Here is a 13,561-nt window from a genome sequence, read left to right as displayed (position 1 = left end):
CGTTGTCCGGCGGGGCCTGCCTCGTGGAAGAAACGCTGGTCGATCCGATCAGCACACACCACGACGCTTCCCGCCGAAGCGAGTCGCTTTTTTGGTCGTAGTGGTGGTGATGGCCTTGCGATTCATGCCGGTTGTCTTATCCGAATGCGCAGGCCTTGTAAAGTGCCTGCGCATTCGCCCTGCCGAAGATTACCGGAACCCTTCACCGTCATGGTTCGGATGCACCGGGTGTACGTCCCAGACCTCCCCGGCGTACTCGTTGACCGTACGGTCGGACGAGAACCAGCCCATGTTGGCCGTGTTCAGGATGGCCTTGCGGGTCCACTCCTCCGGATCGCGGTACAGATGCATCGCCGCCTCCTGGGCGCGGCAATAATCGGCGAAGTCCGCCGTCACCAGGAAATGGTCGCCGCCGTCGGTCAGCGCCTGCACGATCGGGTGGTAGCGGTTGCGGTCGTCCGGCGAGAAGGCGCCGGTGGAGATCATGTCGAGCGCCCGCTTCAGGCTGGGATTCGATGCGATCACCTCCCGCGGGTTGAAGCCGCCGCTGGCGCGCAGGTCGTTCACCTCCTCCGCGGTCATGCCGAAGATGAAGATGTTGTCCGGACCGACATGCTCGCGGATCTCGACGTTGGCGCCGTCCAGCGTGCCGATGGTCAGGGCGCCGTTCAGGGCCAGCTTCATGTTGCCGGTGCCCGAGGCCTCCATGCCGGCGGTGGAGATCTGCTCCGACAAATCGGCGGCCGGGATGATGATCTCCGCGGCGGTGACGTTGTAGTTCGGCAGCAGCACGACCTTCAGGTTGTCGTGCACCGACGGATCATGATTCACCACCTTGGCGACGTCGTTGATCAGTTTGATGATCAGCTTGGCCATGTGGTAGGACGGCGCCGCCTTGCCGGCGAAGACCTTGGTCACCGGAACCCAGCTGACCGTCGGGTTGTCGCGCATCTCGTTGTACAGCGCGATGGTGTGCAGAACGTTCAGCAGCTGGCGCTTGTATTCGTGCATGCGCTTGACCTGGACGTCGAAGATGCTGTCGACCAGCACCTCCTCGCCGGTCTGGCGGGCGATGTAGGCGGCAAGGCGCTTCTTGTTCTTGCGCTTGGCCCGGCGGAACTCCTCGCGGAACACCACGTCGTCGGCCTTGTCGCGCAGCGCCGCGATCTGCGACAGGTCGGAGATCCAGCCTTCGCCGATGCGGGTGGTGATCAACTCCGACAGGGCCGGGTTGGCCTGCTTCAGCCAGCGGCGCGGGGTGATGCCGTTGGTCTTGTTGTTGATGCGGTCCGGGAATTCCTCGTGGAAATCGGCGAAGACCGTCTGCTTCATCAGCTCGGTGTGCAGGGCCGAGACGCCGTTGACCTTGTGCGAGCCGAGGAAGGCCAGATTGCCCATGCGCACCCGGCGCTCGCCGCGCTCGTCGATCAGCGACAGGCGCGACAGCCTGGCATTGTCGCCGTCGGCCCGCGCCTTGGTGCGGTTCAGGAACTTGGCGTTGATCTCGTAGATGATCTGCATGTGGCGCGGCAGCACCCGCTCGATCATCCGCACCGGCCAGGCCTCCAGCGCCTCGGGCAGCAGGGTGTGGTTGGTGTAGGCGAAGGTGGCGCGGGTGATCTCCCACGCATCGTCCCAGCGCAGCGCATGCTGATCGACCAGCAGGCGCATCAGCTCGGCGATGCCGATCGCCGGGTGGGTGTCGTTGAGCTGGATCGCCGCCTTGTTGGGCAGGTTCTCGAAGGTGGTGTGGTGCTGCAGATAACGGCGCAGAATGTCCTGCAGCGAGGCGGAGGTGAAGAAATACTCCTGCTTCAGCCGCAGTTCCTTGCCGGTCTCGGTCGCGTCGTTGGGGTAGAGGACACGGCTGAGATTCTCCGACAGGATCTTCTGCTCGACCGCCTTCATGTAGGCGCCGTCGTTGAAATGGCCGAAGTTGAAATCGCGGGTGGCCCGCGCCGACCACAGGCGCAGCGTGTTGATGGTGTCGCCGCCATAGCCGACCACCGGCGTGTCGTAGGCCATCGCCAGCACCCGGTCGGCATCGACCCAGCGATAGGCGCGATCGCCGACGCTGTCGCGGAATTCCTCGACGCGACCGTAGAACTGGACCGGATACAGCACCTCCGGCCGGGCGAACTCCCACGGATTACCGAACTGCAGCCATTGCTCCGGATATTCGACCTGCCAGCCGTTCTCGAAGCGTTGCTCGAACAGGCCGAACTCGTAGCGGATGCCGTAGCCGTAACCGGGCAGCCCCTGGGAGGCCATGCTGTCCAGGAAGCAGGCGGCCAGACGGCCGAGGCCGCCGTTGCCGAGCGCCGCGTCCGGCTCCGCATCGACCACGTCCTCCATCGACAGGCCGAGACGATCGAGCGCCTGACGGCATTCGTCGACGATCCCCAGGTTCGACAGGCTGTTGGTCAGCAGCCGACCGATCAGGAATTCGAGGGAGAGATAATAAACGCGCTTCGCGTCTTCCTGATAATAGCTGCGCGTCGTGTCCATCCAGCGATCGACGACGCGGTCGCGCACGGCCAGCGCCACGGTGTGGAACCAGTCGCGGCGCGTCGCGGCGCGTGCATCCTTGCCGACCGAATAGACCAGCCATTCCAGGAACGACCGTTTGAGGCCATCGACATCCAGGCTGCGGCGTTCGATGTCGCGAGATTTATACCGAGCGTCCATGTCGTGACTTTCTGCGTGAAAGGCCAATAGGAGCGGGCGGCTGGAAGGACGGCGCTCCAAACCTGGGGAAGTTTCCGCGTTGTTGGTTAAACAAAGCTTTCCCCCCTTGAACCCACCGTCGTTTCGCTGTGGTAAAAGGGAGTAGGCTTTCATCCCCTCCCCTTTTTCCCGTCAACGATGCTTCACGAAACCGATCCTGTCCACTGCGATGCAACATGCATCGGCATCCGCCGCGCCGAAACGGCCGACATCCCCGCGCTGCTGGCGATCGAGGAGCGAAGCTTCGCGACCGACCGGATGACGCAACGCAATTTCCGCTATGCGATCCGGAAAGCAAAAGGTGTGGTCCTTGCGGCATACCGCCAAGGGCAAAATTTGGAGAGGACGCCGATCGCCTACGGTGTCGTCGGCTTCCATGCCGGCACGCGCTTCGCCCGGCTGACCTCCTTCGCCGTGGCGCCGGGCGCCCGCGGCCTGGGGATCGGCCGCCGCCTGCTTGCGGCACTGGAGGAAGCCGCCGCCGTCCATGGCTGCAGCGGCATGAGGCTGGAGGTACGGGCGGACAATGCAGCCGCCATCGCGCTTTACACCACGGCCGGCTACCGCTCCTTCGCCGTTCATCCCGGCTATTACGAGGACGATATGGCGGCGTTGCGCCTGGAAAAACCATTGCTGCCGAAAGACTGACTGTTGCGGCCGAGCACCGGGCGCCGCATTCGATGGGGGTAAGCCCGGGAAGCGGAGCCTTGACCGGAATCGCCGCAATCTGCCACCGATGTCACTCTTTCCGAATCCTGTGGTGGAACATCCACGGCGGACGACGCGTTACCCTCCCGACACGATCAACGACGGGCAACAACGGGACCGCCGCAATGACGCCACCGCCGACCGGATCGTTCCTCGACATTCCACAGGAGCCGCTGATCCGTCCCAGATGACGGACCGGCCGGAAAACGCCCTGTCACTCGCACACGGGGCGCCCTGAGCGTTCAAGATCGATAAGACACCGTCAGCCCTTCGAACCGGCGCCGCCGCTGCCAGCGCGCCGGAAAGCCCAACGCCGTCCCTGCCCTGCGCCCCGTCAGCACGCGAAGGGCGCCGCCGTTCACCCGGCCGGCCGGAGACGACACAGACCGTGGAGGAAGGAAAGACCATGGCGTACTCGTTCGAACACGAACTGATCCGCTGCATGCCGAACCTGCAGCGCTATGCCTGCAAGCTGACCCGCGATGCCAATGCCGCAGAGGATCTCCTCCAGGATTGCCTGGCCCGTGCATTGTCACGTCAGCATCGTTTCGAACCCGGCACGAACATGCAGGCATGGCTGACCACCATGTTGAAGAACCTGCATTTCAACAACCTTCAGCGTGACCGCCATGTGACCAAGGTGGAATTGTGGGACGGCGCCATGTCGGTCGATGCGGCGCAGATGTCGCGGCTCGTTTTCCGTGATGTCGACCGCGCCTTCTCCTCCCTCACCCCCAGCCAGCGCAAGGTCGTGAAGCTGGTCGCCATCGAAGGCCGTCCCTACCAGGAGGCGGCGGAAACTCTGAACGTCTCGATCGGCACCATCCGGTCACGGCTGTGCCGCGCGCGGGAACGGCTGAACAACCTGATGACCGCCTGAGCCTGATCCTTCCCATCGGTCGGCGGCTCTTGCGAGGCGGCCGGAACCCGAGTTCTTCCACGGTCGAAAAGCCCCCGTGTCACCGGCACGGGGGCTTTTCGTGTCCGGACCGATTGTGAGCGGCCCGACCGTCAACCGCTCGGCTCAGCCGTTCACCACCGTGCCGCCGTTCGGATGCAGTACCTGCCCCGACATATAGGAAGAATCGTCGGAGGCCAGGAACACGAAAGCCGGCGCCACCTCGTCCGGCTGGCCGGCGCGCTTCATCGGCACGTTGCCGCCGAAGGTCTCGACCTTCTTCTCGTCGAAGGTCGACGGAATCAACGGTGTCCAGATCGGACCCGGTGCCACGGCGTTGACGCGGATGCCGCGCTCGGTCAGTGCCATGGACAGCGACCGGGTGAAGGCGACGATGGCGCCCTTGGTGGCCGAATAATCGAGCAGTTCCGGACTGCCCTTATAGGCGGTGACGGAGGTGGTGTTGATGATGCAAGCCCCCTCGTGCATGTGCGGCAGGGCGGCCTTCACCATATGGAATTGGCCGAAGACGTTGGTCCGGAAGGTTCGTTCCAACTGCTCGGCGGTGATGTCCTCGATCGATTTTTGCGGATGCTGCTCTGCCGCGTTGTTGATGAGGATATCGATGCGGCCGTGCTCGCCGACGAGGCGTTCGACCGTCCGGCGGCAGGTTTCCTCCTGGCCGACGTCGCCGCTCAGAACGGTGCAGGTCTGGCCTTCGGCTTCGACCAGCCGGCGGGTCTCGCGGGCATCGTCATCTTCGTTCAGGTACAGGATGCCGATCTTGGCGCCCTCGCGCGCGTACAGCACCGCGATGGCCCGGCCGATGCCGCTGTCGCCGCCGGTGATGAGCGCGACTTTGCCGCGCAGCTTGCCGCTGCCGCGATAGGCCGGACGCGTTTCCGACGGTTGCGGGTTCATCGGAGCCTGATGGCCCGGCCGGCTGTCCTGGTGCTGGGGCGGCTGTCTGCTCTCCGGCGGAGCCATGGGCATTCTCCTTCTACGGCAACCCGTTTGGGGCGCTGCTGGGCTGAGTTGCATGATCACAACAGTCTCCATTGCGTGGCGTTCCGCACCAATGGAAGCCGGAACAATGGGCTAGGTTGCCCTGTTACTTGGCCGGGCGACGCGAAAGAGGATGGCGGTGCCGGTATGCTCGCCTCGAAAGTGAGCATCGATCGCGCCGTTTGTCGGACTGGTATGGCCGTGGATCATGCCCATAAGATTGGGTGAAAGTCCTTTCGGCCGAACTTTCCGGAAACGGCGGAGCCACCGGACGTGTCACGGTTGATCGTGTCCCAGGGGAAACCCCCGGCGACCCATCCGGGAACGACAGAGATGAAGCGTGTGACGATGACTGATATCAACGCCTATCTGGATGGCGCCCTGGACGAGCGGGAGCGCGCCGAATTCGAAAGCGTGGTCGAGAGCGATCCCGGCGCGAAGGCGCTGCTCGCCCTCCATCGGCAGCATGTGGAAGAACTCCACCGCCTGTATGATCCAGTCCTGAACGAAGAGGTGCCCCACCGAATGATCGAGCTGCTGCGCAAGCGAAACGGCTGACGGCCGATTTCCGGCAACGATATTTTCTCTCCGTCCGGCAGCACCTTGCGCTATTGCATGCGGCAGGCCCGTCTTTGGGGGAGGGGCCGGTCCGGACGGATGAAGCATGGCGCCCAGACGAGCGGAACCGAGCATCCTGCTCGGTCCCATCCTGTACTTCCGTGGTGAGCAGCGCGACCGCTGGTGGCTATCGGCGCTGTTCGTTCTGGACGGGGAGGTCGAACCCGACGATCTCCGGGTCGACGGCGTCACACTGCCCGTCCCGCCGCGACACCTCATGGGTTGGCGCCGCCGGCAAGTTTGGCGCTTCGACTTCGCAGTGCCCCGCGGCATGCGGGACACCGACGTCGCCTATGGCTTTCCCGACGGACCTCGCTGGACCGTGGTCGTTCCGGGTCGACATTCACTCCCACGTTTGGCCATTCTTTACGGAAGCGGATTGACTGCCGGCAGCGGGGCCAGCTCCCAACCGTCTGTCGGATCGCCGCCTGCGCCTTGGGCGGACCTCCTCGGCCGGCACTCCGGCGACCGTTATCACCTGCTGGTCCAAGCCGGCGGGCAGATCGACGGCGACGCCGTGACAGCCGCCTCTCGCCAGGCGCACGCCCTGCTGAGCGACGCTTCCCGACGTCTCGGCCCGGCCCTGCCCGGTGTGGCGGAAGACCTGATGGCGGCCGGCTTCGATCATATGCTGCGGGTGTGGAGCGGTGCCGCCGCCGCGTCGGCCCTGGCGTCGATCCCCTCGGTCATGATGTGGGACGGCTCCGACCTCGGCCGGTCGTTGGCCGGCGCCTGGGGCGGCCGGGAGGAAGGAGACGCAGCCTCGCGCAGTCTGCGACCGCTGATGATGGCGACTCGGCGTCAAGTCCAGTTGTTTCAGACCGGTTCGGTCGCCGAAGGTCCGCCCGATTGCCTGTGGGGATCGGCCTGCGGCACGCTGGCACAGGGCTTCGTCATGGGCGAAGCCGGTCTGCTCGCGCTCGACCTGTGGACCGACCGCAACGGCCGGCGCATGCTTTCGGAGAGGAGCTGGAGCATTCTGCCGGATTGGCTCGACCGCTTCGCGGCCTGCCGGCATCTGATCCTTGTCAGTGGAACTCCGCTGCTGACCCCGGCCGCCGCCATGCTCGACCGGCTGGGCAGCGTCCTCCCGGTCCGGCTGCGCAGCCGGCTGGGCGATCATTGGTCCGCTGCCGGCCGTCACGCCGACTGGGAGCGGATGGTCCGGATGCTGGGCGATTTCTCCCGCCGCAGCGGCTGCCGCATCACCATCGCGTCGCATGGGCTTGCGGGCGGAACGGGCGGGCGAGGCGTGTTGCGCGGCGGCGGGCTGGAAATGTGGCAGCTTTATGCCCCCCATTTCACTCACTCGGAACATCCCGGCGGATGGCGGTCCCGGCTGACGGAGCCGCTCACCACCCGCCCGGGCCATCCCCTGCCCGCCTACCGGTTCGAGATGCCCCCATTCGCCGAGACCGGGCGACGCCTGCTGTATGGACCGGGCTGGATCGCCTGCAGCTTCGACGCCAAGGGGCAGCTGCATGCCCGCTGGCATCTCCCCGGCGATGGCGGCCGCTATGCCCAGGCCATCTGACGCCGACGGCCGGCACAACCAATCGGAGCATCACCTTCCCGCCTTTCCGCAAATCACGAGCAACACCGGTTGAAAAGCCCACGATCGCGCGTCTAGGCTGGTTGCCCCGCCATTCCCGAACCACAGGCCGCCATGACCCGCCGTTTCGCCCTGACTTGGCAGTTGTCCGAAATCCATGGCTGGGGGCTGATCGGCGTCCACACCGCGTTGCACCTGACGGCCCAGGGCAATCCCCCGCTTTTGCTGGATACGCCGATGATGGACAGCCTGCGCCCGGAGAACAGGGCCGCGCTGCAGTCATTGGAGGACGAACATCGCCGCTATATGGCGATGCTCGCTCCCTATGGCGACGGCACCGTCGCTATTCCCGACGTCGACATCCTTCATGCACTGGGTAACGGCTTCCTTGCCGGGGCGCCTTCCCGCCGTTTCCAGGGAGACCGCAACATCGGCGTGATCGCCTTCGAGGACACGCGACTCGATGCGGCGGTTTTGGAGCGCGCGCGGGCTTTCGACCGCATCGTCGTGCATTCCACCTACAACCGCGACCTGCTGCTGGAACAGGGGCTCACCGAAATCGGCCTCGCCTTTCAAGGGGTCGACCCCACCGAAATACGGCCGATGCCGCCCTCCGGCCGCTTCGGCGACCGATTCGTCCTGTTCTCCGGCGGAAAACTGGAATTCCGCAAAGGCCAGGACATCGCCTTGATGGCCTTCCGTCTCTTCCGGCAACGCCATCCGGAGGCGCTGCTTGTCACCGCCTGGCAAAGTCCATGGCCGGAGGTCGCGCTCGGCATCGGCGAATCCCCGCTGACGCGCGTGCCGCCAAACATCGGTACCGACGGCCGGCTGCAGGTAGTGGACTGGGCCGCCCATTACGGCCTTCCGGCCGGTTCGGTGGTCGATCTCGGCATGGTCGGCCGCGGCGGGATCGCCTCCATCCTTTCCGACTGCCATGCCGCGATCTTCCCCAACCGATGCGAGGGAGCGACCAACCTCGTCGCCATGGAGGCGATGGGCTGCGGCGTTCCGGTGGTTCTGTCGGCCAACACCGGCCATCTCGACCTGATCGGCCCAGCAGACGACCCGCATTGCTGGCCGCTGACCAGGCAGACCCAGTTGTTCCACAACGGCAACCGCAAAGGCTGGAAGGAATCCTCGGTCGACGAGATCGTCGCCCAGCTCGAAGCGATCCATGCCTCGCCTCAGGAGGCCAGGCGCCGCGCCGACCGGGCACTCGCCTTCATCCAGGGCGAGCGGACCTGGGGCAGCTTCGCGAAGTCCTTCATCGAGATCTGCAGCCTCTGACAGACCCTAGGCTTTGGTTTTTCCGTGTGATTCACGGTTCGAGCGCCACCGCTTGAACCGATCACGCTCTGGCTCAGTCCGATTGCGGCGTCGCGCGCTCCGCCACGAACAGAAGTCCGGGGACAGGCACCCCCTTCTCCCGCCGCGGGGTACAGGGCTCCATCAGGCGGATGGTGAAACCGGCAGCCTCGGCGGTCTTGCGGACATGAGCCTCGGCATGGGCATAGCGGCGGTTGGCGCCCAGGGCGAAATCCTTCATCGACTGTGAGGCTGGATCGTCCGGCAGGCGCTCCACGGTCGCGGCGAACCGGCCGCCCGGCGGAAGGGCGCCGCCCGCGGCCGCGAAGACGGGAGCGAGGTCTCCGATGTAGACCAGCACGTCGGCCGCGACCAGAAGGTCCCACTCGCCGGGTGTCCGCTCCATCGCCGCCACGACATCGCCGACGGTCAGGTCGTCATAGAGGCCGCGCTGCCGTGCCTTCTCGACCATCCGCGGCGACAGGTCGACGCCCGCCAGGTACGACGCCAGCGGCTTGAACGAGACGCCGGCCAGTCCGGTGCCGCAGCCGAGATCGAGAATCCGCAAGTCCGCCGCGTCGGGCATGAGCCGATCGACCGCCGCTCGCAGGAGATCCGGCGCTGCATAGCCGAGCTTACCGACCAAATCCTGGTCGAAGCGATCGGCATAGCGGTCGAACAGGGCACGGACATAGGCGGCGGACAGGTCGGTCCCGTCCCCGGCCTCCAGTCCGGCGATCAAGCGTTCGACGGCCGACGCTTCATCCCCTTCGGCAATATCCCTGGCATGACGCAGTGCCGCCAGTGCCTTCGACGGCTCGCGCAGGGCAAGCCAACTGCGTCCCAGCGCATGGTGGACGGCCGCATCGTCCTCCATACGGCGGGCCAGCGGCTGGAGCAGTTCCACCGCCGCCAGCGAATCACCCGAAGACGTCAGCGCGTCCGCCAGCGCCAGGACGGCATCCCGGTCACCGGGACGCAGGGCAACCGCTTCGCGAAACTCCGCCAGCGCATCCTCGGAGCGACCGAGCGCGGCGAGGCAGCGCGCAAGGCCGAGTCGTACCGAAGCCGAATCGCTTTGCTCCACCGCGAGAACGCGGAAATAAGCACATGCGGCATCAACTTCGCCGCACTGCCGCAGGGCCTCCGCCAACATCGGCCGCCATGTCCGGTTGGCGGGCTCCACAGCGACGGCGCGCCGCAGGCAGGCCGCAGCATGGTCGGCCGCGCCGATCCCGCCGATGGCTTCCGCCAATGCCGACCAAGCTTCGCCATTCGAGGGATCGTCGGTGACGGCCGCGCGGAACGCAGGCGCGGCCCCGGCATGATCCCCGGCGTAGAGCCGGTCGTATCCAAGCCGGAACAGATTGTCGAGAGTCTGGGCTTGCTGCCCGTCGCCGATGGAGGGAGCCGCGGACACGGATGGATTTCCTTGGTATGGGGCTTCGGCCAAGGGATTGACGCCGGCCGGGAGTTACCTCCCTAGCCGTCATCGCGGCGTGCCGGACGGCGCTGCGGCACCGCTTTCATGTCCGGTAGCCGAGTCCCGGGAAATAGGGCGGCGGATTTTACTGCCCCAATATGCTGCACCGCGCAAGGGGGCTGTGAAAATCCTTCCGACGTGTGATTCGGGCGACACGCGGTCGCATTAGCCCTTTTTTTGCGCCCTGTCCGAAGAGGTCATAGGGGCAACCTAATTACTCCAATCGATTTGGCCGGCAAATGTGGCAATTCAAAGGCTTATCGCCTCGACCGAATGGCCTAAACCGGCCGTCCGACGGCGCCGCGTGACATCCCACGGACGAAAGCTGTGGTATTACCAGGGTGCAAGCGGGTTGACGATGGATCAAATTTTTGGAAGTGTGACCGCGGCGCCCAATTGGGAGGCGCTGAACATCTGGGTAGGAGGCGGTCGCCGTAAGCGACTCGGTGACCGGAACGACGGCCCCGCGCGGGGGGTCAAACAGCCGCCGTAAAAGACGGGGCGACAGCAGAAGGAGATTTGGGATGCGGGGACGAATTCAGCGCGTAGGCGCCACGGCGTGTGGACGCTTCGCACTGGCTGCGGGACTGCTGACGGCTCCTCTGGTGGCGCTGGGCGTCTCCGGATCGGCCGAGGCGCAAACCGCTTCCCAGCCTTCCAAGGAGAGCTGCGTCACCCACGCGGTCGAGGCCGAACAGAAGCTCGGCATCCCGTCCGGCTTGCTGGTGGCCATCGCTCTGGTCGAGAGCGGTCAGGACGGCGCCCCCCATCCCTTCGCGATGAGCGTCCAGGGCCGTGCCTATTACGCCCGCAATGTCGGCGATGCGGCGCGCCACCTGCGCGATCATCGCGGCCAGCTTCGTTCCAACACGTATGTCGGCTGCATGCAGCTGTCGGTCGCCAGCCACCGCGGCGAGTTCCAGCCGGTGGAGAAGATCGTCGAGCCGAAGGACAACGTCTTCTACGCCGGCCAGCTTCTCGTCCGCTTCCATGGCGAGGAAGGCAATTGGAAGACGGCGCTCGCCCGCTACAACGGCGGTTCCGGTCGTCGCGCCCAGGCCTATGTCTGCAAGATCTGGCAGAGCCTGTCCGAACTCGACACCCAGAGCGCCAAGCTGCTCGCCTCTTCCCGCTGCGAGGACACCGATCCCGTCAGCGTCGCCCCGCGCACCCGCCGCAGTTTCCACAACGCCCAACAGGTCGCGGCGATCAACTGATCCCCATGCCGGCGATCGCGAGAGCGTGTGATCTGCGCATCTTTCCGGCAAGACCGCTGGCGCAGTGCCGTGTGATCGGTTAAACCCCGACGCATGAACTATCGCCACATCTTCCACGCCGGCAACCCGGCCGACGTGATGAAGCACGCCGTGCTGGCGCTGATCCTGGATCATCTGCGCGCCAAACCGGCGCCGTTCTGCGTCCTCGATACCCATGCCGGCATCGGCCGCTACGACCTGATGTCGGAAGCGGCCCGCAAGACGGGAGAGAGCGATGAGGGCATCGGCCGGCTGTTCGGCCAATCCCTGCCGCATCCTGCGCTGGCTCCCTATCTGAACGCCGTCCAGGCGTTGAACCCGGACGGCGCCATCCGCTGGTATCCCGGCTCTCCAGGCATTGCCCGGGCCGCCCTGCGGGCGCAGGACCGCATGGTGCTGGTGGAACTGCACCCCGACGACGCCCGCAGCCTGAAGGCCGAATTCGCCGGCGACCGCGCCGTCGCCGTCCACCAGTCCGATGCCTATACGGCGCTGAAGGCCCATGTTCCGCCCAGGGAGAAGCGTGGGGTGGTTCTGATCGACCCGCCCTTCGAACAGCCGGACGAATTCGCCCGCATGGCGGAAGGATTGGCGCAGGCTCACCGCCGTTGGTCCACCGGCATCTTCGCCCTATGGTATCCGATCAAGGAACGTGCGGCGGTTTGGCGGTTCCAGGAGGCCGTCGAGAAGGCCGGCATTCCAAAAGTGCTGATCGCCGAACTGACATGGCACCCGGAAGACACCCATCTGCGGCTGAACGGCTCCGGGCTGCTGATCGTCAATCCGCCCTGGAAACTGGATGAGACGTTGAAGGGGATGCTGCCGGCCCTGCATGCCGCCCTGCCCTCCACCGGCGGCGGAACGACGGTGAGTTGGCTTGCTCCGGAGGCATCTTAACCAGCCCCGCCACGCGTCCGTCATACCACAAGAAAAAAACCCCGATCCTTGCGGGCCGGGGTTCAGTCAGGATGGAGACCGTTCGTTACCGATGGTCTATCGGCGACGGAGGTCGGGCAGTCAGAAACGGCGTTCGGTCTGCTGAGCCGCTGAGTCCATGCGGGTGTTCAGCTTGCCGATCGCCGTGTTCGCGGCGCTCGCCGACAACTCGGAAATCTTCACGCTGCGGCTGAGGACAAGCTGCATGCTGTCCTTCAGCATGCGGCTCTGCGCCGCATAGAAATCGGGAACGGTCCGGCTGCGCATCAGCGCATTCATGCCCTCCGCGTTGCGCGATGCGACCTCCTGCGCCAGCCCCATCCATTCACGCCAGGCATTCTGCCAGCTGTCGGCCAGGACGCTGCCGCACTGGACCATGACGTCCACGGTTTCGCGGGTTTGGCTGGCGACCTCACCCTGGGCTTCCTTGGACAGGCCGAGCGCGCGCTGGAACTGCTCCGTCGTACGGCCGGCCACGTCGGTGGCGGTCCCCAGGACGGAGCCGGCGGTCTCCGTGCCGCGGCGGGCGATGTCCGCCCCCTCCCCCAATGCCTTCTGGCCGGATTCCTGGCCGATCTCTGCACTGCGGAAACCGGTCTCCGCCGCAGTCTCCCCCATCGAGCGGGCGGCGTCGGCGGCGCGGCGGGTGGCAGTTTCGCCGGCGCGCGTCATCTCTTCCACCGTGCCCTTTGCCCGATCGGCCGCTTCACGCGCGGACGCGGTGATGTCATTGTCGATAGCCATGCGGGATGCTCCTCGAATACGTTCGTCCGGGCGGACGCTTCTTCCCAAAGCCCGCGTCGGTCATTTTTGCTGCACCGCCGCACGCGTTCAGTCCTATAACACCCGAAAAGCAGAACGTTCCAGGACGCAAAATAACAACCTCGCCACTTTCTTTCGTGGTATGCATCGTTGTGAAACAGAACAGCATTCTGCCTGAAACAATTCTTGCCGACTGCCCCGATATCGTTTTGAGTCTTAACAAAATCCGTGCGGGGTTTTCGGACGCTATTGGATTTCCCTGAGGATTTCGCGACAAAAGACCAGGACGCGGACCATGACGCTATCGC

Annotated in this window: 11 protein-coding genes; 7 read left to right on the top strand and 4 right to left on the bottom strand. The window is 65.3% G+C overall.

Features of this window, described 5'->3' with window-relative positions; translation table 11 throughout:
• Positions 1–189: 189 nt before the first annotated feature.
• Positions 190–2,688 (bottom strand): glycogen/starch/alpha-glucan phosphorylase, encoded by a 2,499-nt coding sequence (locus JHL17_RS30540; protein WP_200198360.1) that lies wholly within the window; start codon positions 2,686–2,688, stop codon positions 190–192.
• Positions 2,689–2,865: 177 nt separating this feature from the next.
• Between JHL17_RS30540 and JHL17_RS30535 the strand changes: the two genes are divergently transcribed.
• Complete coding sequence (locus JHL17_RS30535; protein WP_200198359.1) at positions 2,866–3,375, top strand: GNAT family N-acetyltransferase; 510 nt, start codon at positions 2,866–2,868, stop codon at positions 3,373–3,375.
• A 466-nt stretch (positions 3,376–3,841) separates the two neighbouring features.
• Positions 3,842–4,315 (top strand): sigma-70 family RNA polymerase sigma factor, encoded by a 474-nt coding sequence (locus JHL17_RS30530; RefSeq protein WP_109108603.1) that lies wholly within the window; start codon positions 3,842–3,844, stop codon positions 4,313–4,315.
• A 144-nt stretch (positions 4,316–4,459) separates the two neighbouring features.
• Here the strand turns inward: JHL17_RS30530 and JHL17_RS30525 are convergent, their stop codons facing one another.
• Positions 4,460–5,320 (bottom strand): SDR family oxidoreductase, encoded by an 861-nt coding sequence (locus tag JHL17_RS30525; RefSeq protein ID WP_345773910.1) that lies wholly within the window; start codon positions 5,318–5,320, stop codon positions 4,460–4,462.
• Between the two features lie 351 nt (positions 5,321–5,671).
• Between JHL17_RS30525 and JHL17_RS30520 the strand changes: the two genes are divergently transcribed.
• From JHL17_RS30520 to JHL17_RS30510, 3 genes are all read left to right on the top strand, one after another.
• Positions 5,672–5,896: an anti-sigma factor family protein gene (locus JHL17_RS30520; RefSeq protein ID WP_200198358.1), complete on the top strand. Its 225-nt coding sequence runs from the start codon at positions 5,672–5,674 to the stop codon at positions 5,894–5,896.
• 577 nt (positions 5,897–6,473) lie between these two features.
• A complete protein-coding gene (locus JHL17_RS30515) occupies positions 6,474–7,490 on the top strand; it encodes a hypothetical protein (RefSeq protein WP_247893896.1) in 1,017 nt (338 codons plus the stop codon).
• Positions 7,491–7,622: 132 nt separating this feature from the next.
• Positions 7,623–8,798, top strand: a complete 1,176-nt coding sequence (locus tag JHL17_RS30510) for a glycosyltransferase family 4 protein (RefSeq protein WP_200198356.1) — start codon at positions 7,623–7,625, stop codon at positions 8,796–8,798.
• Between the two features lie 73 nt (positions 8,799–8,871).
• Here JHL17_RS30510 and JHL17_RS30505 read toward each other — a convergent pair whose 3' ends face one another.
• Positions 8,872–10,236 (bottom strand): tetratricopeptide repeat protein, encoded by a 1,365-nt coding sequence (locus JHL17_RS30505; RefSeq protein WP_200198355.1) that lies wholly within the window; start codon positions 10,234–10,236, stop codon positions 8,872–8,874.
• A 587-nt stretch (positions 10,237–10,823) separates the two neighbouring features.
• On the opposite strand from JHL17_RS30505, the gene JHL17_RS30500 reads away from it, so the two are divergent.
• A complete protein-coding gene (locus JHL17_RS30500; RefSeq protein ID WP_200198354.1) occupies positions 10,824–11,516 on the top strand; it encodes a transglycosylase SLT domain-containing protein in 693 nt (230 codons plus the stop codon).
• A gap of 93 nt (positions 11,517–11,609) precedes the next feature.
• Positions 11,610–12,452 carry a 23S rRNA (adenine(2030)-N(6))-methyltransferase RlmJ gene (locus tag JHL17_RS30495; protein WP_200198353.1) on the top strand — a complete coding sequence of 281 codons (843 nt, stop codon included), beginning with the start codon at positions 11,610–11,612 and terminating at the stop codon, positions 12,450–12,452.
• A gap of 120 nt (positions 12,453–12,572) precedes the next feature.
• Here the strand turns inward: JHL17_RS30495 and JHL17_RS30490 are convergent, their stop codons facing one another.
• Positions 12,573–13,235, bottom strand: a complete 663-nt coding sequence (locus JHL17_RS30490) for a phasin family protein (RefSeq protein ID WP_200198352.1) — start codon at positions 13,233–13,235, stop codon at positions 12,573–12,575.
• Positions 13,236–13,561: the final 326 nt, after the last annotated feature.

It is taken from the genome of Azospirillum endophyticum, from assembly GCF_016595245.1.
Taxonomy (GTDB): Bacteria; Pseudomonadota; Alphaproteobacteria; order Azospirillales; family Azospirillaceae; genus Azospirillum; species Azospirillum endophyticum.
This window is presented reverse-complemented; position numbering and strand designations above follow the sequence as displayed.